Genomic DNA, 23,744 nt, shown 5'->3' with positions numbered 1-23,744 from the left:
TCGGGCTCGGCGGACCGAGCGGCACTCGCACCAGGCGGGGGCGGCGGCTGAGCCGCATCCGTCCACCGGTGGCGGGGCGTGCGAAGTCGACCCGGCGGACCGGGTCGCGTGTGAAGTGTACGGGAAGCGCCGAGCAGCGGGCGACTCCACGGGGACCGGAGGTCGGTGGGGGGACAGGTGGGAGGGCCGGTGGGGTGGTGCGTGGAGTGGTGAGGCGGGGTGGTGCGCGAGGTGGTGGGGCGACCTGCTCGGGGGCTCGTGGGTCGGGGTCTCACGGTCGGGGGCTACGGCTGGGCCGCGCTCGGGGGCGTCCCACCCGTCGGGGGGACGGCGACTGTCCACAGGGGCCGGTTATCCACAGGAATCGGGGCGGGGGTGGCCGGGCCGGCTCTCGGCGGACAGCCTCGACGGCATGACAACTGCCCCCAGCGCCGCCGCTCCGTCCGCGTTCTCCGGCTTCACCGGCACCGTCCGCGCCTTCCGTGCCTTCACGACAGTGCGTGACGCGGGGGCCCCTGCGTCACGCACTGTCGGCGGCAGAGGCGTGGTGTCGGCACTACCCCCGCCGCTCGGGCCCGGGCCCGAGCACGATCATCGGCTGCTGCTGCTCGCGCTGCTGGTGATCACGGCTGTCCTGCTGACCGTCCTGCCGGGGTCGGTGGGTCATGCCGCCGGGGTCGGCACTGGTGTCGGTGGTGCGGGTATGGGTGCCGGTGCCGGTGCCGAACGGGAGTGGCCGGTGGGCCGTCCGGGTGGGCCGCTCAGGCGGTTCGAGGCACCGGCGACGCCGTGGGCCGCCGGGCATCGGGGCGTGGATCTCGCCGCCGGCGTCGGTGCGGACATCCGGTCGGCGGCCCCCGGAGTGGTCTCGTTCTCCGGCCTGGTGGCGGGCCGACCGGTGGTCACCGTCACGCACCCGGCCTCCGGCACCCCGCCGCTGCGGACCACCTATCTGCCCGTCACCGGTACCCTCGCCGCCGGCACCACCGTCACGGCCGGTCAGGTGCTCGGGCAGCTCGCCCCAGGCGCCGCTCACTGCGGCGGCCACGACTGCCTGCACTGGGGACTGCTGCGCGGCGACCGGTATCTCGACCCCCTGGCGCTGTTCGGCGCGGGTGCCGCCCGACTGCTCCCGCTCGGGCGCGGCCGGTGAGGCCGGCTCGGGTCAGCTCCCGCCCAGGCCGTGCAGGGCGAGCGTGACAGCGGCGTCGGCGATCACGTCCGGGCTCTCGGCCGGACCGCCGACGGCACGCTGCTCGGCCTGCCGCACGGCGGCTTCCACGATCCCCTGGAGCAGGCCCGCCGCCAGCCTCGGCTGCTCGTGACCGAGATCCTGGAGAGCCTGGACCACCAGTCCGACGAGCTTGCCGTGAGCGGCCCGGATCCGCTCCCGCGCCGCTTCGTCGAGCTCCAGCGCCGAGATCGCCGCCACCGCCCGGTGCCGAGGATCCCCGGCCAGCGCGAGCTGACCCCGGACATACGCCTCGATCCGGGCCGCCGCCGTGTCGCAGCTCTCCATCCCGGCCTCGATCTCGGCCGCCCAGAGCGGAAAGTCGACCTCGCAGAGCAGCTCGACCACGGCTGCGCGGGAACGGAAGTACTCGTAGACCGAGGAGCGCGCCAGCCCGGTGCGCGCCGCGAGAGCGGGGAAGGTCAGGGCATCCATTCCCCCCTCGGTGAGCAGGCTGCGGGCAGCATCGAGGAGCGCCGCTCGCTGCAGCTGTCGGTGCTCGGCCAGAGTGGCCGCTCGGATCTTCGGCACTGTCCCACTGTACGGAGCCCTACACCCCACCGATACGGCGCCGCGCATGACAGGGAGACGCGGGGGCTCGGAGGAGCCGCTGTCGCTCCCGCTCCGCACCGCGACCGGACACCCGAGGGCGGCGGACCGGGAACGGGGAGGCGCGGACGGCAGGCCTACCGGATGTCCGACAGTTTGGCCCGCAACTGCAGCACCGACTTGGTGTGGATCTGGCTGACCCGGCTCTCCGTCACCCCCAGCACTTGGCCGATCTCCGCGAGGGTGAGGCCCTCGTAGTAGTAGAGGGTCACGACGGTCTTCTCCCGCTCGGGCAGGGTGTTGATCGCCTGTGCCAGCAGCCTGCGCAGCTCCCGGTCCTCGGCCACCTCCACCGGGTTGTCCGCGCCGCGGTCCTCCAGGGTGTCGCCCAGGCTCGGCCGGTCCCCGCCCTCGCCCACCGGGTGGAGCAGTTCGTCCAGCGCCACCACGTTGGCGAGGGAGAGCTGACTGAAGATGGCGTGCAGGTCCTCGATCGCGATGCCCATCTCGGCCGCGACCTCCGGCTCGTGCGGAGTGCGACGCAGCCGGGCCTCCAGCGTCGCGTACGTCCGCTCGACCGCCTTGGCCTTCTGCCGCACCGAACGCGGGATCCAGTCCAGCGCCCGGAGTTCGTCGATGATCGCGCCGCGGATCCGGCTGATCGCGTAGGTCTCGAACTTGATGGCCCGGTCGATGTCGAACTTCTCGATCGCGTCGATCAGCCCGAAGACGCCCGAGGAGACGAAGTCGGCCTGCTCGACGTTGGAAGGCAGCCCGACCCCGACCCGGCCCGCCACGTATTTGACGAGCGGTGAGTAGTGCAGGATCAGCTGCTCCCGCAACCGCTGATCGCCCGTCTCCTTGTAGGAGCGCCAGAGCTCCTCCAGCGCGGTGCGTTCCGGGCCGCCGGGCTGCCGTCGGGGCGCCGGCGTCTCGGTGGGGGCGGGCGGCGGGTCCTGACTCTGCCCCGGCCCGGGGACCCCGGGTGTCTCGGACCTGACGGACGCGTCGGGCGTAGCGGCTGCTTCGGAGGCGTCAGGCGTGCCGGGCTCGTCCGGCCGACCGGCGTACGCGCCGGCGTGCGCCGGGCGGCCACCCTGCCGGGCCAGGGCCCCCATCGCACCCGTCGCCTTGGGCGGGAACTCGGTCACGGGGCGCCGCTCGGTCCGCGGCCCTCCCGAGGACCGGGCGCCACCGGTCACTCTGTGTCCGGGAATGTGTGTGGGCATGCGTTGGTCTGCGCCGTTCTGCCGAGTCATGTGCTGATAGGGAAGGCAGTGCGAGCGTAGCGTGACCGACTCACTGCAATGTGCTACCGCCACTCGGTCGTCCCCCGATCCGGTGGCATTCGTGTTGCCGCGGTCCCGCGCCGGGGGTGAAACCTCGACCGACGAGCCGTCTCTCTGCCGCCTGCCGACCACCACACCTCCGGCCACGCCCCGATTGGTCCCGATCCGCCCCGGTCGCTCACCTCCCCCGCACCAGCCGCCAGTGGGCACCGTGCCGCTCCACGAACCCGAGTGACCCCAACTCGTAGAGCCGCTGGAGCACTTCGTCCGGCGGGAGCCCCGACTGCCGGGCCAGGCGCTCCACCGGAGCACCCTCCGCCGTGGCCGGCACGGCCTCCAGCACTCTCGCCACGGCCGGCTCCAGCAGATCCCTCGGCAGCACCGGCCCGCTGCGTCGCGGTGCGAGATCGTCACCGATCGCCCCGATCAACTCGGCCACCTCGGCCGCGTCGGTGACCAGCGTGGCGCCGGCGCGGATCAGGGCGTGCACCCCGGCCGAGAGCTCCGACGTCACCGGGCCGGCGACGCCCATCGTGTGCCGGTTGAGGTCGCGGGCCCGTCTCGCGGTGCTCAGCGCCCCGCTGCGCACCGCCGCCTCGACCACCACCGTGCCTCGGGTGAGTGCCGCGATCACGCGATTGCGCAGCACGAACCGGAACCGGTTCGGGTGCTCCCCCGGCGGGAGCTCGCTCAACAGCAACCCCTGGGAGGCGATCCGGCGAATCAGCTGGGCGTTGCCCCTCGGATAGGCCACGTCGACACCGCAGGCGAGGACCGCGATGCTCATCCCCCCGACGGCCAGCGCGCCCCGGTGGGCGGAGGCATCGATCCCGTACGCCGCCCCGGAGACCACGACCCACCCCCGCTCGGCCAGTTGCGCCGACAGCTCCCCCGCGACGTGGGCGCCGTAGGCCGTGCAGGCCCGCGCCCCGACGACCGCGACCGAGCGAAGGGCCAGCAGCCGCAGCGACCCCGTCCCGGCCACCCAGAGCCCGAGCGGTCTGCTGTCCCCCAGGTCGTCCAGTTGGCTCGGCCATTCCGTGTCGCCCGGAATGATGAAGCGCCCACCGACGGTTCTCACACGTTCCAGATCGGCCACGGGATCGACGTCGACGAGCCTGGCCCGGTAGCCGGCGAGCCGGTCCGCGTCCGGGCCCGGATGGTCGGGGACGGTGCCGTCCCGGATCGCCCGGACGACGTCGGTGGCGTCGAGCCGGGTGAGCCAGCGGCCCAGGACCGCGTCCCCCGGTTCACCGAGTCGGCTCAGCGCTGCCCTGGCGAAGCGCTCGGACTCGGTGCCCCGGCCGGCTTCGGGGGAGTGCTGAGGGTGGTTCACCGTCTGGTTCATACTCGCGTCTCCTTGTCACTCGGCCACTGATCGGGGGTCGCGGCGGGTGGACCGGCCCGGAGCGGCAGCCCCTGCTCCACGCCGGTGCGGAGCACGAGCGCCGTCCGTACGTCCCGCTGGTCCGGACGGTCCCGGCCGGCGAGATCGGCGACCGTCCAGGCGACCCGGAGCACCCGGTCCAGGCCGCGGGCGGTCAGCAGGCCCCGCTCCAGTTGTCGCGCGGCGTCGTTCAGCGCGTTGGGCCCCAGCTGCCAACGCGTACGCAACTCATGGCCGGGCACCTCGGCGTTGGTCCGCCACGGCGTGTGCTCCAGCCGGGCCGCCGCACGCTCCCGCGCGGCCAGCACCCGGGCCGCGACGGTCGCGGTGGTCTCCGCCGTGGTGTCCCGCTCCATCAGCTCGACCCTGGTCACCGGGGCGACCTGGACCTGGAGGTCGACCCGGTCGAGCAACGGCCCGGACAGACGGCCTTGGTACCGACTGACCATCGCCGGAGTGCATTCGCACCCCTCGCCCCTGCGTGAGTACCGCCCGCAGGGGCAGGGATTCGCGGCCAGACAGAGCAGGAACCTGGCCGGCAGCCTGAGCGATCCGGCCGATCGGGCGATCACCACCTCCCCCGATTCGAGCGGCTGGCGCAGCGCGTCGAGCACCCGGACCGGGAACTCCGGAGCCTCGTCCAGGAACAGCACGCCCCGGTGGGCCAACGAGACCGCACCCGGTCTGGGCAGCCCGCTCCCGCCGCCGACGATCGCCGGCATGGTGGTCGAGTGGTGCGGGGCGCAGTACGGCGCGCAGTTGATCAGCGGCCGGCCGGCCGGAAGCAGTCCGGCCACGGAGTGCACGGCGGTGACCTCCAGAGCCTCCTTCTGGGTGAGCGGCGGCAGCAGCGCGGGCAATCGCTCCGCCAGCATCGTCTTTCCCGCGCCCGGCGGGCCCTTCAGATACAGGTGATGACCGCCTGCGGCGGCGATCTCCAGAGCGCGTCGGGCCTCGTACTGGCCGGCCACGTCCGCCAGGTCGAGTCGAGCGGCTCCGTCGTCGGGCAGACCGCGCACCCCTGCGGTGGGGAGCATCAGCCCGGCCATCAGAGGGTCCGGACGGCCGATGACCGGGTCGGGCGGCTCGTCCGGCTCGGGGGCGCCGGTGAGGATCGCGACGAGTTGGCGCAGGCTGCGCACGCCGATGACGGTGACGCCCGGGACCAGCGAGGCCTCGGCAGCGGTCTGCTCGGCCACCACGACCCGCCGGTAGCCGGCGTCGGCGGCGGCGAGCACCGACGGCAGGATGCCGCGTACCGGGCGCACCCGCCCGTCGAGCCCCAGCTCGCCGATGATCAACAGGTCGGCGATGGACGACGGCTCCAGCCGTTCGGCGGCGGCGAGGACGGCGCAGGCCACCGCGAGGTCGAAGCCGCTGCCGCTCTTGGGCACCGAGGCGGGGCTGAGCCCGACGGTGAGCTTTCGCTGGGGCCAGACCTCTCCGCTGTTCACCAGGGCCGCGCGTACCCGGTCGCGGGCCTCGGACAGGGCTTTGTCGGGCAGACCGACCAGGGTGAACGCGGCGACTCCGGGCTCCAGGTCTGCCTGGACCTCGACGATCACACCGTCGACGCCGACCAGGGCCACCGAGCAGGTACGGGCGAAGGCCATCTCAGACCACCCCCCGCAGATGGTCCACCGAGGCGGCGCCCCGGGCGCGGTTGATGACCGCCACGAGGTCGATCCGGACCCCACCGGGCGGGACGGGCGGCCACTGCGGATCCGCCGGAGCGGGCTGGTACCCCGGGCCGGCCAGCCGGGCGAAGTGGCCGGGCCAGCGCTCGGCCACCCAGCGTTCCGCCAGGCGCTGGAGCCGGGCGGCCTTGGTCCGGTCGATGGCCTCGCTCGGCTGCTGGAAGCCCCGCTCGGAGCGGGTCTTCACCTCGCAGACCGCCAGGGTGTCGCCGTCGAGGGCGACGATGTCCAGCTCGCCCTCGACGCAGCGCCAATTGCGGTCCAGGATCCGGAGCCCGCTCTCGGCGAGCCGCCGGGCGGCGACCCGCTCCCCGTAGCGGCCGAGGCCGTTGTTCGTGCCGCGCCCCGGCGGAGTCTTCGGCGGAGCGGCCCGCTCCGGGCGCGGCGGAGCCGGCCCCTCGTCGAGACCGGGCAGCTCCGCCGGACGCTCCTCCGGCGGCCTCGACGCCTTGCGCCGGGCCTGCCCACCCGGTCGGGACTTCGCCGTCTCGCTCTGCTTGCGCGTGGTGCGCCTGGTGTCCTGCACGGTGACCACCTCCGCTGCGGAGGTTGCCGTGCGGCCCGGGGCCGGGCCAGAGGATTGCTCTTTCCTGTGGATAACCCGGCCCTGTGGATAACTTCCGTCACCCGCAGGAGTGAGAATCCAGGGAAAGTCGAAATTCCCCTGGACACCGCAGGACCGAGCGGTCCAACGTCAGTTCCCGAACCCGGAGTCGTCCGAGGGCAGCTCCAGATCGCTCTTCGCGAGCTCCTCGATGTTCACGTCCTTGAAGGTCAGCACCCGGACCTTGCGGACGAACCGGGCCGGCCGGTACATGTCCCAGACCCACGCGTCCGCCATCGACACCTCGAAGAAGACCTCGCCCTGGACCGAGTGCACCTGCAGCTCGTAGTCGTTGGTGAGGTAGAACCGTCGCTCGGTTTCAATCACGTACTTGAACAGGCCGACGACGTCCCGGTACTCCCGGTAGAGCTTGAGCTCCATCTCGGTCTCGTACTTCTCGAGATCTTCGGCACTCATCCAGGCGTCCCCTCAACTTGTCACGTCCACCCATTGTGGACCACCGCACTCACCCTCAGAGCCTTACCGGGGTGACTGGCGGCCCCTCGGCCAACAGTCGCCCCAGGAAGTCCGCCAGCCCGACCGGATAGATCGTTTCGGCGGTCGCCCTCAGCTCCTCGACCGTCCACCAGCGTGCCGCGAGCAGTTGGGCGTGTTCGTCCCCGCCCATTCCCGAATGATCGAGCACCGTCTGCACGGTCCGGGCCAGGTGAAACCACTGCTCCTGCTCGTAGTGCTGCTCCCGATAGGAGAACGAAGCCGTGCCGTACGCCACCACGGGCCCCAGTTCCACTCCCCGAAGCCCGGTCTCCTCGCCGAGCTCACGCACCGCGGCCTCGCGAGTGCCCTCCCCCGGCTCCAGGCCTCCCCCGGGGGTGAACCACCAGGTGACGCCCGGCACCGCCGGGTCCGAACCCTGGAAGAGGAGCAGGCGGTCCTGCCCGTCCAGCAGCAGGATCCGCGAGGCCTTGCGGTGCTCGGTCGTCATCGCTGCCTTCCCCCCTCTCCTCGTTCGTCCGGCCGACTCCCCCGATCCTGCCACCCGGCACGACCGTCCGGGGCGATGTTCGGCAGAGCGACCGGGCCGCGGACAGCGGGGGTCACGGCGGCGCCGGCTCCGGTTCGAGCTGAGGCTGCGACGTCGGGTGCGGCCGCACCCGCAGCGGCGGTCAGCCTGCTCAGCGGCGTCCCAGCCGGCGGACCGCGCCGGCCACCCCACCCACCGCGCAGGTCACCACGATCAGCGCCGCGCCGGCCACAGTGGCGTAGAAGGCCGGCTCCAACGGCCCCGGATCGCCGGCCTTCGACCCGCCGAGTCCGTCGAAGGCCGCGGTACGGGTGAACATGCCCGTCCGGCCGAACGGCAGCACGGTGGCCTCCACCCGGGCCTCCACCTCGGTGGCGGAGATCGTGCCGCCGTCGATCTCCAGGTGGAGGCGGGAGTCGAGCGACCCCTGCCGGTTGTCCCCCAGCAGGAAGAGCCGGCCAGGAGGGACCTCCACGCTGAACGCGCTCCCCTGCAGTCCCTGCGCCGCCAGGTACGGCTCGTCCACCGGCTTGCCGTTGACGGTCAGCCGCGGGTCGTCCCCGGTGGTCGCCACGGTGTCGCCGCCGACCGCCACCACCCGCTTGACCATGAGCTCACCGCCCCAGGCCTGGTCGCGGAAGACCACGACATCACCCCGGCCGACGGCCTTGCCGTCGATCTGTCGGGCCACGACGGTGTCCCCGGCCTTGAGCGTCGGAGACATCGAGCCCGTCGGAATGCCGTACGGCCGGTAGTCCAGGGCCATCACCACGAAGCCACCGACCAGGAGGGCCAGGCCGAGCCCGATCAAGACGCCCTGCAGCACGGCGGACGGCTTGCGCCGGGACCGCGCGGTCGCAGGCGGGCGGCCTGCCGTCTCCGTCACGACACCGCTCATCGAAACCATCCACCCCTGCCCGACCCGGAAACGCTCATGGCACGCCGGGGCCACAGGCGGAAAACCCGGCGGGCCGTGGCACGTCCGAGCAGATTACTCGTCGGTACCACGGCCCGCGCAAGACCCGGGGGCGAACAGGTGGTGGTCAGGACTGCTTCTCGCGCTCCGACCGGTCCCTCATCCGGCGCACCAGCGGGAGCAGGCCGACCGCGCCGACCGCCCCGGCCACGGGCGGCACGAACGGCACGGCCGCCGCCAGCCCCTTCTGGTCGAAGGTCTTCGGCACCGGCAGCGTCGCCCAGTGGTTGATCGGCCAGGCCACCACGAAGGCACGACCGATGACCTCGTCCACGGGAACGGTGCCGCCACCCGGCTGGTCCATGTGGAACCGGGAGTCCAGCGAGTCCGCGCGGTGGTCACCCATCACCCAGATCCGACCGTCCGGCACCTTCACCGGACCGAAGGGCTTCGTCCCGCAGGGGGTGTTGCCGGGGAAGACGTAGGGCTCGTCGAGGGCGATCCCGTTGACCTTGACCGGACCTTCGCCCTCGCACTCGACGGTGTCCCCGCCGATCGCGATGACCCGCTTGATCAGGTCCTTCTCGTTCTCGGAGGGCATCAGGCCGACAAAACTGAGGACGTCCTGAACTCCCCGGACGAAGGAGTTGCTGCTCTGCTTGGTGGGCTCGTCCGCGAGCCAGCCGCCCGGGTCGTGGAACACCACGACCTCGCCACGCTCGGGCTCGGCCCCGAACCACGGAGTCAGCTTGTCCACGAGGACGCGGTCGCCGACCTGAAGCGTGTTCTGCATCGACTCCGACGGAATGGAGAACGCCTGGACGAAGAAAGTCTTGATCACCAGCGCCAGGACCAGCGCGATACCGATCAGAATCGGCAGCTCTTTCCAGAACGAGCGCTGCTTGTGCTCCTTGCCGGCCGCCTTCGTCTCCGACCCGCCCTCAGAACTCACCTCGTCCCGAGAGTCGTCGGAGGCGCCGTCCGCGCCGCCGCCCTGGTCGTCGGCGGACTGGACCGCCGCGTCCTCAGCGGCGGTCGACGACACTGCGGACTCCGTCGACCGTTCCGACCGATGTCCGGAGCCCTCGGGCTCTCCGGCGCCTGAGCGGGCGCCGATCACCAAATCCCCCACAACGTCTCCTCCCAGCTGTGCGGACGCCTGCGCGTCCGCGCTCACAGTGCCGCACAGCGGGCACTACCTCCACCATCGACCACGACACGGTCGCAGGGCCGCCCTCCTCGGGCACACCTGACACCGGCACGGCCTCCGGACACGGCCGTTGTCACACACCGGCCGTACCAGCACTTCTCTATCACTCCCGGGCATCCGGCTCGCGCTCCCACGCGCTCCGCCCGACCGGCGGCCGGACGGGGTGGGCCTACTCCGGAGGCCGCCCACGCCTTCGGCCGACGAACGGAAGGATGCCCAACACACCCATAACGAGCGGAGGTTCCTTCGGAAGCGGCCCAACATCCATTGAATCCGGCCCAGTTCCCCGGGCGTCCACGGCCCGTGCCAGCGAGGAGAGTGAACCCGGCGCATCAAGTTGATGAACCCGGCCGACCGGCCACGCGATGACGAACGCCCGACCCACCACACCGCTCAGCGGGATGGTGCCCTGTCCCGGATTCCCCATGTGGAAACGGGAGTCGGCGGACACGTCCCGGTGGTCTCCCATCACCCAGAGTCGCCCCTGCGGCACCTTCACCTTGAACGGCTGGCGGGACGGCGGGTTGCCCGGCGACAGGTACGGCTCGTCGACCGCCGTGCCGTTCACGCTGACCCGGCCGCGCTCGTCGCAGCACTCCACCGTGTCACCGCCGACACCGATCACCCGCTTGATCAGATCCTGCTCGCTGTCGGACGGCAGCAGCCCGACGTACGTGAGGACCTGCTTGGCCCCGCGCAGCACCGGTCCGTCCGTGGACGGCTTGTGGTCGGCCTCCAGCCACCCGCCCGGGTCCTTGAACACGACCACGTCACCGCGCTCCGGCTCGGCGCCGAACCAGGGGGTGAGCTTGTCCACCAGCACGCGGTCACCGACCTGGATGGTCTGCTCCATCGAGCCGGAGGGAATGACGAAGACCTGCACCATGAAGGTCTTCATCACCAGTGCCACCAGCAGCGCCACCAGGACGATCAACGGGATCTCGTGCAGGAGGGAGCGTTTGCGGCGACGGGCAGCGCGGCGGGCGGTGCGACGGCGAGCGGCCCGGCCGCGGGCGGGCCCCGACGCCTCCGGCGCCGGTGCTCCGGCCGGTTGGTCCACGGGTGCGGCAGCCGGCCGGTCGGCCAGTCGGCCTCTACCTCTGGTCCCCATGGCCACCGGTCCCCCCTACCGCGGCGAACGCCGCCGACCGGTCCAGGCCGGCCCAGTGGCCGACCGGGTAGACCACCCACTCCGCGCGTCCGATCACCTTGCCCTCGGGCACGAAGCCGCCGCCGGGCTCACCCAGGTGGTCCCGCGAATCACGGGAGGCACTGCGGTGGTCACCCATGACCCACAACTTGCCGGCCGGCACCACCACGTCGAAAGCCACGTCGGACGGCTCGTCGCCCGGTGCGAGGTAGGAGGACTCGTCGACCGGCACACCGTTGACGGTGATCCGCGCGCCCGGCCCGGTACTGGTCACCCGGTCCCCGGCAACGCCGATGACACGCTTCACGTAGATCGAGTCGCCCGCCGGGGCCAGTCCGAGGTCCTGGCCGAGCGAGCGCAGCGCGCCCCGGAACCCGGACGGCTCGGCCGATCCGCGCCGGAAGGAGCCCGTCCCGTCGAAGACCACGACGTCACCGCGCTGCGGGTGCCCCCCGAAGGAGTAGGCCAGTTGGTTCGCGACCAGGCGGTCGCCCGGGCGCAGGCTGTTCTCCATCGAGCCGGAAGGCACCGAGAACGGCCGAGCCACGAAGGCGTTCACCAGAAGCAGCGCGAGCAGGCAGATACCCACGAGCAGCAGGACGTCGCGCGAGCGCGAACGGGGCGACGCCCCGGTCTCCTCCGCCGGGTCGCCGGCCGCGTCCCCCTCGGCGTGCCGGGCTGCCTCCCGCTCCGCCCCGGTGTCCGCCCCGGAACCCGGCCCGGCCGCCGGCCCAACCGCCGGCTCCTCAGCGGGCGCGGCCGCAGCGGCGACCGCGGAAACGACCGCGGACCGCGACGGCGAGTCCGCACCGGTGGGTGCGGGACAGCCGTCGCGGTCCGCGGATGGTTCGTGCGTGCTCATCGGGGGCTGAGCTTACCGTGCGGCAGCCGCGCCCCCTAGAGCGCTCCGATCCCCCGGCAGTACCGGGGGCCGGTGGATCAGCGGTCGCGCTTCTCCTTGATCTTCGCGGCCTTGCCGCGGAGGTCACGCAGGTAGTACAGCTTGGCGCGGCGAACCGCACCGCGGGTCACGACCTCGATCTTCTCGACGACCGGGGTGTGCACCGGGAAGGTACGCTCCACGCCGACGTTGAAGCTGACCTTGCGAACGGTGAAGGTCTCGCCGACACCGGCGCCGTGGCGGCGGATGACGACGCCCTGGAAGACCTGGACACGAGAGCGGTTGCCCTCGATGACCCGGACGTGGACCTTCAGGGTGTCACCGGCGCGGAAGGCCGGAATGTCGCTACGCAGCGAGGCCGCGTCGACAGCAGCGAGCTTGTTGCTCATGTTGCTCTCCATCGCAGGCGCCACGGGCCGCCCACGGAAGTTCGTCACAATGGGGTTCGCTGCGGGCCGCATCGGTTGGCGATGATCCCCCCGTGGCGGGGGCACCGGACCACGTGACCCCTACGAGAAGGGCCCAGCGACAGACAGCAGCGACCTATTCTTCCACATCATCGACCACAGACCGAAATCGGCCGAGCCGCTCGTCCCAGGCCAGGCCGAGAACGCTCAGTGCCTCACGGTCCTTCTTGTCGAAGCTCCCGTTCTGCCAGCGCTGGACCAGGTCGGGCCGGTTCGCCAGGGTCCGGGCGAAGGCCTGCTCACGCCGCCAGCGGGCGATCCGACCGTGGTTGCCGCTGAGCAGCACGTCCGGGACGGTCCGGCCACGCCACTCGGCGGGCTTGGTGTAGACCGGGCCCTCCAGCAGATCGGCCATGGCGCCGGGCGCGAAGGAGTCGTCCCGGTGGGACTCGGCGTTTCCCAGCACCCCCGGCAACAACCGGGCGATCGCCTCGACCATCACCAGGACGGCGACCTCGCCGCCGGCCAGGACGTAGTCGCCGATCGACACCTCGACCACCGGCATCCGGGTGGCCGCCTCCTCGATCACCCGCCGGTCGATACCCTCGTACCGGGCGGGGGTGAAGGCGAGCCACGGACGCCCGGCCAGCTCCTGGGCGAGCTCCTGGGTGAACGGGCGCCCGCTCGGGGTGGGCACCACCAGGGTGGGGACCTCTCCCTCGGGGCCACGGCTCAGCACGCCGTCCAGCGCCTCGCCCCACGGCTCGGGCTTCATGACCATGCCGGGGCCGCCGCCGTACGGGCTGTCGTCGACCGTCCGGTGGATGTCGTGGGTCCACGTCCGCAGGTCGTGGACGTGCACATCGAGCTGGCCGCGGGCACGGGCCTTGCCGACCAGGGAGACGTTCAGCGGCTCCAGGTACTCGGGGAAGATCGTGACCACATCGATCCGCATCCCGTCCTGAACGCCCTGCGCCGCGGGCAGCCCGGACACGGCATCCGGCTCCGGCACAACGGTCTGCTCCGGCACCACAGCCGGCTCCGACGAGGCGGGCGGCTCCTGCGGCGACAGCTCCTCGGCGGTCACTCCGAGTCCTCCGACTCCGCCGAATCCTCCGAGCCCGAATCCTCCGACGCGCCCGGCTCGTCCGACTCACCCTGGACGGCCTCGGCCTGCTCCGGGTCGATCAGACCGCCCGGCGGGTCGATCACGATGCGCTGGTTCTCCAGGTCGATGGTCGGCACGATGCGCGTGACGAACGGCACCAGCACCTCGGTCCCGTCGGGCTTCTCCACCGTGAGCAGGTCCTGGTACGGGAGGTGGACGACCTCGGTGAGCTCACCGACCGGGGTGCCGTCGAGCAGGACCACGTCCAGGCCGATCAGCTGGTGGTCGTAGTACTCCTCCGGGTCGTCGGGGCTCTCCTCCGGGTCGACCTCGGCGATCAGGATGGTGCCGCGCAGCGCCTCCGCGTCGTTGCGGTCCTTGACGCCGGCGAAACGCAGCAGCAGCCGGCCGCTGTGAACCTTGCCGGACTCGACGGTCAGCGGTCCGGCCGACGCGGGGTCGGTGAGCAGGACGGCACCGGGACCGAGCCGGAGCTCCGGCTCGTCGGTGCGGACCTCGACGCTGACGTCTCCCCTGATGCCGTGGGCGCGGCCGATCTTGCCGACGACGAGCTGCACGGTGATCGTTCTCCTGGATGGGTGCTGGGTGCTGGTAATCGGTGCTGCCGTCCGGTGCTGGTGCTGATGCCGGGAAGCAGAGCCGCGAAGCAGGGCCGCGAAGGCGAAGGCCCCGCGAGAGACGGCCGGAAACAGAGAAAGGCCGACCAGGACGACATGCGTCCCGGTCGGCCTCAAGCCTGACGGCTGAACGAGCAGCAGCGTCAGCGAATGCTGTCCACGTCGACCAGGTCGACCCGGACGTTGCGACCGCCGAGGGCGCCGACCACGGTGCGCAGTGCGCGCGCCGTGCGGCCACCCCGGCCGATCACCTTGCCGAGGTCATCGGGGTGCACACGCACCTCGATGGTGTTACCCCGACGCAGGTTGCGCGAACGCACCTGCACCTCGTCGGGGTGCTCGACGATGCCCTTCACCAGGTGGTCGAGGGCGTCCTCGATCACGATCAGGCCTCGGCGGCGGCGTCGGCGTCAGCCTCGGCCTTGTCCGACTTCTTGGCCTTCGGGGTGATGGCAACACCGGTGGTGGCGTCCTCGAAGCCGGCGACGGCCTTCGCGAACAGGTGCGAGAAGTCCTCGACCTTGGGCTCGGCGACGAGCAGGGGCGCCGGAGCCGGCAGACCCTTGAACTTCTGCCAGTCGCCGGTCAGCTTGAGGATGGCGAGCACGGGCTCGGTCGGCTGGGCGCCGACGGACAGCCAGTACTGGGCGCGCTCGCCGTCGACCTCGATCTTCGAGGGGTTGTAGGTCGGCTGGTAGATGCCGATCTCCTCGATCGCGCGACCGTCACGCTTGGTGCGGGCGTCGGCGACGACGATGCGGTAGTGCGGGGAGCGAATCTTGCCGAGACGCTTGAGCTTGATCTTGACTGCCACGGGAGTGGGTTCTCCTGGTGTTGACGTGGGTGAGCGGCCGCACCGTCGCGTGGGGTTGCGAGGCTGGCCGTTCAAGGGACACGCCAGCCGTAGGAGAGAGGGGTCCTGCTCGGCTGCCGAGTACTCAGCTGTCCATTCTGCCATACCGGCGCGAACCGCCTCGCCGCCGCCCGCTCGGCCCGCCCCGACCGGGCGGGCGCGAACCGCGCAGGCCCGAACGGCGTAGGCCCGGTCGGCTCACCCCTGGCGGGCTTCGGCCCGGAGGCATCGCCACGGAGCACAGGACCCGAGCGGAGGAACGGAGCGCAGGAACGGAACACCGGAACCGAGCGGAGCAGGGCCGCCCCCGGGCCCGGGCAGAGCCCCCAGGGCCGCCCAAGACCGGGCCACCCCCGGCCACCCAGGGCCGAAGAAGGGGAAGAGGGAGCAGGAAGGGGGAAGCAGATGGGCGGAGGCAGGGAAGCGCCGAAGCGCTCCGAAGCAAACCGGTCCGACCGGGAGCCCCCGCTCCCGGTCAGCCCAACACCTCACAGATGTCGGTCAGGACAGCCGATCGGTCGTACCGATCGGCTCTGCCGACCACAGGCCGTCGATCGCTCCGGCCGGACACACTGCCCGCACAGTCGCCGGCCGGCTCCCCACGCTACGCGATCTTGAACGGCTGCTGGCAGGCACCGCAGACGATGGACGCCTGCGCGAGCACCGACGGCACCACGCGGACGTTCCGCCCGCACCCGCAGACCGCCTTGACCCGGACTCCGCCCCCGGAGGAACCGTGCCGGGCGGCCGGGCCGCGGAACGCGCGCGACACACCGTCGCCGGCCACCGCCTCCTGGTGCGCGCCGAGGGCGCGGTCCAGGCGTTCGATGGTCTCGGCGTACCGCTCCTGCGTCTCCTTGAGCATGGTCACCTGGGAGAAGCCGCTACTCGCGTGCGGCTCGACCGGGTGCGCCAGGCCCAGCTCGGAAGCCAGGAGCAGGAAGCGCCGGTTGTGGTAGCGGCCGGCCCGCGAGGTGTCCCGGATGTCCCGGGCCGCGGCCAGACCGTGGGCAGCCTCGTGGAGGAGCCGCTCGAAACCGAGCCGCGTGCCACAGGCCGAGGAGGATTCGCCGATCAACGCCTCGGGCGAGGCGAGGTCGGGGAGATCCTGATGGAAGGCCTGGATGTCACTCCAGGCGGCGGCCAGTTCGGCCGCGAGAACGAGGGGCTGTGTCGTGCTCACGCTAGACCAACGATGGAGTGCGAGCCGATGTTCCGCGTGTTCCCGATCTCCTGGAATTCCCAGGAAACTCTCAGGAATGTACGAGCCCGCGCGAAATGCGCGTTCCGGATCTGACGCAAGACCAACCCCCTGCCGGTTTGGGCCCGTCGCAGCTCGGCGGGCCTCGTCTTTTCCGTCCGGGGACGGGCTGTCGCCCCCAGGACGTACGGCCCGCGGTCCTGTCGAGTTGACAGGGCCACGGGCCGTACACCGTACCGCTATTCCGTTAATACCGGCAGTTGACCGGCCAGTAGGGATGTCGACAGGTGAGACGGACCCTGGATGGTTACCGCAGGAATTCCCGACGGCGGTTGTCGGCCGGATGTCCGACGGATGTCCAACCGTTGTCGGGCAGCCACCGGACCATTGCCACCGGCCGCCAGTAATCGCCAGTACCTGTCGGTTTCCGGCATCACGACCACCGGCATCCATCGATGTGCGTGGGGCGTCCGCCACCGCGCCGTCGACGTTTCCGGCGCCCTGCCCGGCACCACCCGTCAGCGCGCCGCCCACCGGCACGCCGCAGACATCACGCACCGCACGCCGCAGGCACCACGCACGGTGCGCCTGCGCCGGCACGCCGCTGTCGGCGTGCCGGCGCGAGCGCGCGCCGGTCAGTAGGCGCGCGCGACGATCGCGATGTTGCCGTCCTGGTCGTCCGTCTGCGGCACCGAGCCGTCGGCGGCGACGATGCAGCGCACCGAGACGCCCTGCTCGGCCAGCTTGGCCTCGCCCTCCGGGCCCAGCTCGGCCCAGGAGATGCGGCCCCAGCCGGTGGCGGCGGCCTCGACGGCCTCGTCGAGGTTCGTCACGTCGACCGTGCGGGACTCGCGGCGCTCGCGGGACTGGCGCAGCAGCAGCGCCTGGTCCTCCTCCAGGATGCCCGGCAGCAGCTCGGCCAGCGCGTCGATCGTGACCGGCTCCTTGCCGCCGGGGATGCGGCGGGCCAGCATCGCGGTGCCGTTCTCCAGGTCGCGCGGGCCGACCTCGATGCGCAGCGGTACGCCCTTGAGCTCCCAGTCCACGGCGCGGCGGCCGAACGGGGTGTCGGTGCGGTCGTCGACGACCACCCGGATGCCGACGGCCTCCAGCCGGGCACCGATCTCGCGCACCTTGGCGATCACCGCGTCGTCGCCCTTGATGGCGAGGACGACGGCCTGGACGGCGGCCAGACGCGGGGGAACCCGCAGGCCGTTGTCGTCGCCGTGGGACATGATCAGGCCGCCGACCATACGGGTCGAGACGCCCCAGGAGGTCTGCCAGACGTACTCGCGCTCGGCACCCTGGAGCTGGTAGGTGGTGTTGAACGCCTTGGCGAAGTTCTGGCCCAGCTCGTGGCTGGTGCCCATCTGCAGCGCCTTGCCGTCGCCCATCATGCCCTCGAGGGTGAGGGTGTTGATCGCGCCGGCGAAGCGCTCCTTGGCGGTCTTGCGGCCGAGCACGACGTCGATGCCGAGCACATTGGTCATGAAGTCGCCGTAGACCTGGGTGTGGATCATCGAGGCGTACTCGCGGGCGTCCTCGTACGTGGCGTGGGCGGTGTGGCCCTCCTGCCAGAGGAACTCGGTGGTGCGCAGGAAGACCCGCGGGCGCAGCTCCCAGCGGACCACGTTGGCCCACTGGTTGATCAGCAGGGGCAGGTCGCGGTGACTCTGCACCCACTTCGAGAAGTACTCGTTGATGATGGTCTCGGAGGTGGGCCGGACGACGACCGGCTCGTCCAGCTGCTTGCCGCCGCCGTGGGTGACCACCGCGAGCTCGGGGGCGAAGCCCTCGACGTGCTCGGCTTCCTTGGTCAGGTACGACTGCGGGATGAACATCGGGAAGTAGGCGTTCTGCGCGCCTGCCTTCTTGATGCGGGCGTCCATCTCCTGCTGCATCCGCTCCCACAGGCCGTAGCCGTACGGTCGGATGACCATGGTGCCGCGCACCGGACCGTTGTCGGCCAGCTCGGCCTTGTTGATGAGGTCCTGGTACCAGCGCGGGAAGTCGTCCGCCTGGGGGGTGAGAACGGGTGCCTTTGCCATGGGGCGAATGGTACGGGGACAAGGGGCCTGACTTCGAATCCGTTCCGCGGAACCCGTTCGCCCCCGAGCCGTCCCCGTGCCGGCCGGGTCGCGACGGCGCCCGGCCGCCGCGGCGGCCGAAGGGCGCCCCGGTTCCGCCAGGGGGCGCACGACCGCGACACGCGCGCACCACCCTGCACCCCTCTGGACGCCGCGCCCGAGCCGCTGTTCGCTGGAGTGGGGCGGGACTTTGGGGGAGCCGTAGCAGCACACCGAAGGACCGGATGGGAGGCCGCGATGGCTTCAGCTGGAACGACCGGCACGACCGTACGACCCGCAGGCGCACCACCGCACGACCGGCAGTCCGCGAGCGCGTGGCCCGCGCGGGCGCGCGACTGGGCGGAGATCCAGGAACGCATGCTGGTACCGCTCTACGAGGCGGTCTACGACCGGCTGGAGGTCGGCCCGGCGACCAGTGTGCTGGGCCTGGGCTGCCGCTCCGGCCTGGCCCTGCTGCTGGCCGCCGAACGGGGTGCCCAGGTCGCCGGCCTGGAGCCGCACGACGAGCTGCGCGAGCTGGCGAGAGACCGTCGGCTGCGGGTGGGCGCGGGTGCCCGGCCGTCGGCGAGCGTCCCCCGCTCGGCCCATTCGCTGGTCACGGTCTTCGAGCAGCTGCCGGGGGCCGCCGATCCGCGGCGCGTGGTGGCCGAGGCCGCCCGGCTGACGCTGCGCGGCGGGCACGTGGTGCTGGCCGCCTGGGGTCCGCCGGAGCGGTGCGAGAGCGCGACCGTCCTGGACGTGGCCCGGCGGATGGCGGGGCGCACCACCGCACGCGACCCGTTCGGGCTGAGCACGCCCGGCGCCTTGGAGGACCTGCTCGCGCCGGCCCGCCTGCGCCCGGCCGGCAGTGGCCGGGTGAGCTGCCCGTTCGCCTATCCGGACCTGGACAGCTCGGTGCGCGGCCTGCTCTCCACCGGCCTGTACGACGCGGCGGCGGAGTTCTCCGGGCTGTCCCTGGTGGCGAAGGAGCTGGAGGAGGCACTGCATCCGTATCTGCGCCAGGACGGCTCGGTCCGGATGGAGAACGTCTTCCGGTACCTGGTCGCCGACCAGCCGCGGTAGCCCGGACGGCCGTGGCCCCGCACCCCGGCGGCACCGGGCGGCCGCGGCGCCCCGGGCACCCGGGCATCCCCTGGCGACAGGAAGCCACCCGACGGGCCACGGGACCGCCGCACCGCGAACGGGACCGCGGCACCGCCACACCGTGAACGGGGGCGCCCGCGACCACCGCGGACGCCCCCGTTCGGCCGGCTCACGCCTGGTCGAGCGCCTTCCGCGGCATCCCGGCGGCCCGGTAGGCCGCCTCCTCGTCCAGCGTCTCGGCCTCCAGCAGCGCCGCCGCCAGCGCGTCCAGCCGGGCCCGCTGCTCGGTCAGCAGCCGCACCGCCTCCTCGTAGCACTCGGCGACGATCCGCCGGGCCTCCTCGTCGACCGCGTCCAGCGTGGTCGGCGCGGCGGAGAGCCCGTACGCGCCCTGCGGATCGGAGGGGACGGCGGTGAGCCGGCCGACCCGCTCGCTCATGCCCCAGCGGCCGGCCATCCCACGGGCGATGTTGGTGACCTGCTCCAGGTCGCTCTCCGCACCCGTGGTGATCACGCCGTAGACCACCTGCTCGGCGGCCATCCCGCCGAGCGCGCCGATGATCCGGCCGCGCAGGTAGGGCTCGGTGTACGAGTAGCGGTCGGTCTCGGGGGTGGACAGGGTGACGCCGAGGGCGCGGCCGCGCGGCACGATGGTGATCTTGCGGACCGGGTCGGCGCCCGGCTGGAGCATGCCGAGCAGGGCGTGCCCGCTCTCGTGGTACGCCGTGCGCTCCCGTTCGGCCTGCGGCATGACCAGCGGCCGGACGGCGCCCAGCTGGACCTTCTCCAGCGCGTCCGAGAGGTCCCGCTCCCCCACCGCGTCCTGCTTGCGCTTGACGGCCAGCAGCGCGGCCTCGTTGACCAGGTTCGCCAGTTCGGCACCGGTCATCCCGGGGGTGACCTTGGCCAGCTGGTGGAGATCGGTGTCCGCGGCGAGCGGGACGGTGCGGGTGTGGATGCGCAGGATGGCCGCTCGGCCGTCGCGGTCCGGCGGACTGACGGTGACCCGCCGGTCGAAGCGCCCGGGGCGCAGCAGGGCCGGGTCGAGGACGTCCGCCCGGTTGGTGGCGGCGATGACGATGACGCCCTCGGAGCCGGAGAAGCCGTCCATCTCGGTGAGGATCTGGTTGAGCGTCTGCTCGCGTTCGTCGTGACCGCCCATGCCGCCACCGCCGCCGCGCTGGCGGCCGATGGTGTCGATCTCGTCGATGAAGATGATCGCGGGGGCGACCTTGCGGGCCTCGGCGAACAGCTCCCGGACCCGGCCGGCGCCGACCCCGACGATCATCTCGATGAACTCCGAGGCGGAGGCGGAGAAGAACGGTACGTCGGCCTCGCCGGCGACGGCCCGGGCGAGCAGGGTCTTCCCGGTGCCGGGCGGGCCGGCGAGCAGCACGCCGCGCGGCATCTTGGCGCCGAGCCTGCGGTAGTGCTGCGGGTTCTTCAGGAAGTCGACCACCTCGGCGAGTTCGGCCTCGACCTCGTCGATGCCGGCCACATCGGCGAAGGTGGTGCGCTTGCCCTGCTCGGCGGCGACCGGCTTGGGCGGGGCCTTGCGGCCGAGCGCGCCGGCGCCCATGCCGCCGGCCATCCGGCGGGCGAGCAGCACCCAGATCAGGATCAGCAACAGCATCGGAGCGAGTGACAGCAGCAGGTTGGCGAGGAAGCTGCGCTGCTGGACCACCGGCTTGGCGGTGACCTCGACGCCCTGCTGCTGGAGGGTGGTCCAGAGGCTGTCGCCGGCGAAGGAGGGGCGCTGGGTGTCGAACTCGGTGTAGTCGCCCTTGCCGCCGTCCGGTTTGGGCGCCGCGCTCTTGAGGGTGCCCTCGATGGAGTCGCCCTTGGAGTAGATCTTGGTGACGTTGCCGTTGTTCAGCTGGTTGTTGAACTCGGTGTAGGAGATCGTGGTCGCGCCGGCCGTGCCGAAGAAGGACAGCAGCAGGTCGGTGATCAGGAACACCGCGAGGGCGGTGAGCACGAGCCCCGCCCAGCCGCCGGGCATCTTGCGGCGCGGAGGCGTCGGGGGTGGGGCGCCCTCGGAGCGCCAGGGCTGGTCAGGGGTCTGGCGCGGCGGCACGGGATCGGTCACCCGTCGGACAATACGGACATTCACCCAGGTGATACAGCCGCAACGCCGCGCCCCTCCCCGCCCGCCCCCGCCCCCGCCCCGTCCCCGGTACCGGCTACACCCCGGGTACCGGCTACTCCCCCGGCCCGGACCACTCCTCGGCGGTCAGCGCGAAGCGCTCGTGGTCCCGCCAGGCACCGCCCAGGAAGAGCATCCGGGGCGTGTAGCCCTCGTGCCGGAAGCCGAGCCGCTTGGCCAACCCGATCGAACGGCCGTTGTCCGGCTGCACATTGATCTCCAGGCGGTGCAGACCGAGGCCGCCGGCCGCCTGCGGACCGAAGCAGCGGTCCACCACCAGCCGCATGCCCTCGGTCATCCGCCCCGTCCCGGCGAACGGCAGGTACGAGTCGTAGCCGAGCGCGCCGTTGCAGAACCGGCCCATCACGATGTTCGCGATGTTGACCTTGCCCACCAGCCCGCCGGTGGCCTGATCGATGATCAGGAAGGTGCGCAGACCGGCACCCTGCCGCTCCAGGAGGTCCGGAAGCCCGTTCGGCTCGACCGGGTTCCACCGCCCGATGTGCTCGGCGGACCGGCGGACCGCTTCGGCGTACACAACCTCGTCCTCGGCCCGCGGGGCCCTGATCGTCACTCTCACCCCACCATCATCGGACATGCGAACGGCCCGCCGCCCGGGATGCACCGGGGCGACGGGCCGTACACCTGCCCGACGGGCGCGCTCCGGCCGCGAGGCCGGGCACCCGGGGCGGGCGGACCTACAGCAGGTCCTTGAACTCCTTGGGCAGCTCGAAGTCGGACGGGCCCTTGCCCGCGCCGAGGCCGAACGCGCCGCCCTGGGCCGGCGCCTGGCCGGCTCCCGGGCCGAGCGCGCGGCGCTCGGCGGCCGCGGCCTCCTCCTGCGCGCGCTTCAGCGGGTTGCCGCTCTTGCGCTTCCCCTTGGCGGCCGGGGCCTTCTTGGCGGACTTCTTGGAGCCGCCGCCCATGCCCGGGATGCCCGGCATACCGGGGATGCCCTTGCCGGAAGCCATCGCCGACATCATCTTGCGGGCCTCGAAGAACCGCTCGACCAGGTTGTTGACCTCGCCGACCTGGACACCGGAGCCCTTGGCGATGCGCAGCCGGCGCGAGCCGTTGATGAGCTTCGGGTCGGTCCGCTCGGCCGGGGTCATCGACTTGATGATGGCGCCGACCCGGTCGACGTCCTTGTCGTCGATGTTGTTGATCTGCTCGCGGATCTGGCCCATCCCGGGCAGCATGCCCAGCAGCTTGGAGATCGAGCCCATCTTGCGGACCTGCTCCAGCTGGTCCAGGAAGTCGTCGAGCGTGAAGTCCTTGCCGCCGCCCTGCAGCTTGGAGGCGATCTTCTCGGCCTCGGCCTGCGAGAAGGTCTGCTCGGCCTTCTCGATCAGCGAGAGCATGTCGCCCATGCCGAGGATGCGCGAGGCCATCCGGTCCGGGTGGAAGGCGTCGAAGTCCTCGACCTTCTCCCCGTTGGACGCGAACATGATCTGCCGGCCGGTGACGTGCGCGACCGACAGGGCGGCACCGCCGCGGGCGTCGCCGTCGAGCTTGGACAGCACCACACCGGTGAAGTCGACACCGTCGAGGAAGGCCTGCGCGGTGATGACCGCGTCCTGGCCGACCATCGCGTCGACGACGAACAGGACCTCGTCCGGGTCGACCGCGGCCCGGATGTCGGCGGCCTGCTGCATCAGCTCGGCGTCGATGCCCAGACGGCCGGCGGTGTCGACGACGACGACGTCGTACTGCTTCTGCTTGGCGTACTCGATCGAGTCGCGGGCGACCTGCACCGGGTCGCCGACGCCGTTGCCCGGCTGCGGCCCGTAGAAGGCGACGCCGGCGCGCTCCGCGACCACCTGGAGCTGGTTGACGGCGTTGGGGCGCTGGAGGTCGCAGGCGACCAGCAGCGGGGTGTGCTTCTGGCTCTTCAGCCAGTGCCCGAGCTTGCCCGCGAGGGTGGTCTTACCGGCACCCTGGAGGCCGGCGAGCATGATCACCGTCGGGCCGTTCTTGGCGAACCTCACCCGGCGGGTCTCGCCGCCGAGGATGGCGATGAGCTCCTCGTTGACGATCTTGATGATCTGCTGGGCGGGGTTCAGCGCGCCGGAGACCTCCGCGCCGAGGGCCCGCTCCTTGACCTGCTTGATGAAGGCCCGCACGACCGGCAGCGCGACGTCCGCCTCCAGCAGCGCGATGCGGATCTCGCGGGTGGTGGCGTCGATGTCCGCCTCGCTGAGGCGGCCCTTGCCCCGGAGGTTCTTGAACGTCGCTGCGAGGCGATCGGAAAGGGTGTCGAACACGTCGTCGCGGGTCCTCTGCGGCATCGGTATCAGTACGG

Annotated in this window: 22 protein-coding genes and 1 pseudogene; 2 read left to right on the top strand and 21 right to left on the bottom strand. The window is 72.0% G+C overall.

Going from position 1 to position 23,744, the window contains the following annotated elements; genetic code table 11:
* Window positions 1-412: 412 nt before the first annotated feature.
* Complete coding sequence (locus ACIQTO_RS33320; protein WP_402396060.1) at window positions 413-1,153, top strand: M23 family metallopeptidase; 741 nt, start codon at window positions 413-415, stop codon at window positions 1,151-1,153.
* 12 nt (window positions 1,154-1,165) lie between these two features.
* Here ACIQTO_RS33320 and ACIQTO_RS33315 read toward each other — a convergent pair whose 3' ends face one another.
* The 18 genes and pseudogenes from ACIQTO_RS33315 to proS form a co-directional block, all read right to left on the bottom strand.
* The gene (locus ACIQTO_RS33315) at window positions 1,166-1,738 is read right to left on the bottom strand and encodes a TetR/AcrR family transcriptional regulator (RefSeq protein ID WP_402396119.1); all 573 of its coding nucleotides are present in this window, start codon (window positions 1,736-1,738) and stop codon (window positions 1,166-1,168) included.
* A 179-nt stretch (window positions 1,739-1,917) separates the two neighbouring features.
* On the bottom strand, window positions 1,918-2,931 hold the full coding sequence (whiG, locus tag ACIQTO_RS33310) for an RNA polymerase sigma factor WhiG (RefSeq protein ID WP_402396059.1): 1,014 nt from the start codon (window positions 2,929-2,931) through the stop codon (window positions 1,918-1,920).
* 316 nt (window positions 2,932-3,247) lie between these two features.
* Complete coding sequence (gene dprA, locus ACIQTO_RS33305; protein ID WP_402396057.1) at window positions 3,248-4,417, bottom strand: DNA-processing protein DprA; 1,170 nt, start codon at window positions 4,415-4,417, stop codon at window positions 3,248-3,250.
* A complete protein-coding gene (locus ACIQTO_RS33300; RefSeq protein WP_402396055.1) occupies window positions 4,414-6,069 on the bottom strand; it encodes a YifB family Mg chelatase-like AAA ATPase in 1,656 nt (551 codons plus the stop codon). Before ACIQTO_RS33300 ends, dprA begins: the two co-directional genes overlap by 4 nt.
* 1 nt (window position 6,070) lies before the next feature.
* Window positions 6,071-6,478 (bottom strand): annotated as a pseudogene (locus ACIQTO_RS33295) (YraN family protein); the annotation flags it as partial.
* A gap of 369 nt (window positions 6,479-6,847) precedes the next feature.
* On the bottom strand, window positions 6,848-7,174 hold the full coding sequence (locus tag ACIQTO_RS33290; protein ID WP_148642766.1) for a DUF2469 domain-containing protein: 327 nt from the start codon (window positions 7,172-7,174) through the stop codon (window positions 6,848-6,850).
* Between the two features lie 55 nt (window positions 7,175-7,229).
* On the bottom strand, window positions 7,230-7,703 hold the full coding sequence (locus ACIQTO_RS33285; protein ID WP_402396051.1) for an NUDIX hydrolase: 474 nt from the start codon (window positions 7,701-7,703) through the stop codon (window positions 7,230-7,232).
* Window positions 7,704-7,893: 190 nt separating this feature from the next.
* Complete coding sequence (gene lepB, locus ACIQTO_RS33280) at window positions 7,894-8,628, bottom strand: signal peptidase I (RefSeq protein WP_402396049.1); 735 nt, start codon at window positions 8,626-8,628, stop codon at window positions 7,894-7,896.
* Window positions 8,629-8,785: 157 nt separating this feature from the next.
* Entirely contained in the window at window positions 8,786-9,790 is a 1,005-nt protein-coding gene (gene lepB / locus ACIQTO_RS33275) for a signal peptidase I (protein WP_402396046.1), read from the bottom strand.
* A gap of 247 nt (window positions 9,791-10,037) precedes the next feature.
* Window positions 10,038-10,802 carry a signal peptidase I gene (lepB, locus tag ACIQTO_RS33270; protein ID WP_402396044.1) on the bottom strand — a complete coding sequence of 255 codons (765 nt, stop codon included), beginning with the start codon at window positions 10,800-10,802 and terminating at the stop codon, window positions 10,038-10,040.
* 160 nt (window positions 10,803-10,962) lie between these two features.
* On the bottom strand, window positions 10,963-11,880 hold the full coding sequence (lepB, locus tag ACIQTO_RS33265; RefSeq protein WP_402396041.1) for a signal peptidase I: 918 nt from the start codon (window positions 11,878-11,880) through the stop codon (window positions 10,963-10,965).
* Between the two features lie 77 nt (window positions 11,881-11,957).
* A complete protein-coding gene (gene rplS, locus ACIQTO_RS33260) occupies window positions 11,958-12,308 on the bottom strand; it encodes a 50S ribosomal protein L19 (protein ID WP_063347674.1) in 351 nt (116 codons plus the stop codon).
* Window positions 12,309-12,462: 154 nt separating this feature from the next.
* A complete protein-coding gene (gene trmD, locus ACIQTO_RS33255) occupies window positions 12,463-13,281 on the bottom strand; it encodes a tRNA (guanosine(37)-N1)-methyltransferase TrmD (RefSeq protein ID WP_402396116.1) in 819 nt (272 codons plus the stop codon).
* A gap of 128 nt (window positions 13,282-13,409) precedes the next feature.
* Window positions 13,410-14,012, bottom strand: a complete 603-nt coding sequence (gene rimM, locus ACIQTO_RS33250; RefSeq protein WP_402396038.1) for a ribosome maturation factor RimM — start codon at window positions 14,010-14,012, stop codon at window positions 13,410-13,412.
* A 203-nt stretch (window positions 14,013-14,215) separates the two neighbouring features.
* Window positions 14,216-14,455, bottom strand: a complete 240-nt coding sequence (locus ACIQTO_RS33245) for an RNA-binding protein (RefSeq protein ID WP_030306741.1) — start codon at window positions 14,453-14,455, stop codon at window positions 14,216-14,218.
* 2 nt (window positions 14,456-14,457) lie between these two features.
* Window positions 14,458-14,886: a 30S ribosomal protein S16 gene (gene rpsP / locus ACIQTO_RS33240; RefSeq protein ID WP_360641223.1), complete on the bottom strand. Its 429-nt coding sequence runs from the start codon at window positions 14,884-14,886 to the stop codon at window positions 14,458-14,460.
* A gap of 643 nt (window positions 14,887-15,529) precedes the next feature.
* Window positions 15,530-16,108, bottom strand: coding sequence for a hypothetical protein (locus ACIQTO_RS33235; protein ID WP_329489769.1), 579 nt, complete (start codon window positions 16,106-16,108; stop codon window positions 15,530-15,532).
* Between the two features lie 653 nt (window positions 16,109-16,761).
* Window positions 16,762-18,174, bottom strand: coding sequence for a proline--tRNA ligase (gene proS, locus ACIQTO_RS33230; protein WP_402396035.1), 1,413 nt, complete (start codon window positions 18,172-18,174; stop codon window positions 16,762-16,764).
* Window positions 18,175-18,450: 276 nt separating this feature from the next.
* Between proS and ACIQTO_RS33225 the strand changes: the two genes are divergently transcribed.
* The gene (locus tag ACIQTO_RS33225) at window positions 18,451-19,275 is read left to right on the top strand and encodes a class I SAM-dependent methyltransferase (protein WP_402396032.1); all 825 of its coding nucleotides are present in this window, start codon (window positions 18,451-18,453) and stop codon (window positions 19,273-19,275) included.
* A 190-nt stretch (window positions 19,276-19,465) separates the two neighbouring features.
* On the opposite strand, the gene ftsH is transcribed toward ACIQTO_RS33225, so the two are convergent.
* From ftsH to ffh, 3 genes are all read right to left on the bottom strand, one after another.
* Window positions 19,466-21,385, bottom strand: coding sequence for an ATP-dependent zinc metalloprotease FtsH (gene ftsH, locus ACIQTO_RS33220; RefSeq protein ID WP_402396030.1), 1,920 nt, complete (start codon window positions 21,383-21,385; stop codon window positions 19,466-19,468).
* A 112-nt stretch (window positions 21,386-21,497) separates the two neighbouring features.
* Window positions 21,498-22,040 carry a GNAT family N-acetyltransferase gene (locus ACIQTO_RS33215; protein ID WP_380576418.1) on the bottom strand — a complete coding sequence of 181 codons (543 nt, stop codon included), beginning with the start codon at window positions 22,038-22,040 and terminating at the stop codon, window positions 21,498-21,500.
* A gap of 100 nt (window positions 22,041-22,140) precedes the next feature.
* Window positions 22,141-23,706, bottom strand: coding sequence for a signal recognition particle protein (ffh, locus tag ACIQTO_RS33210; RefSeq protein ID WP_402396114.1), 1,566 nt, complete (start codon window positions 23,704-23,706; stop codon window positions 22,141-22,143).
* Window positions 23,707-23,744 lie beyond the last annotated feature (38 nt).

This window comes from Kitasatospora sp. NPDC091207, assembly GCF_044768625.1.
Lineage (GTDB): Bacteria > Actinomycetota > Actinomycetes > Streptomycetales > Streptomycetaceae > Kitasatospora.
This window is presented reverse-complemented; position numbering and strand designations above follow the sequence as displayed.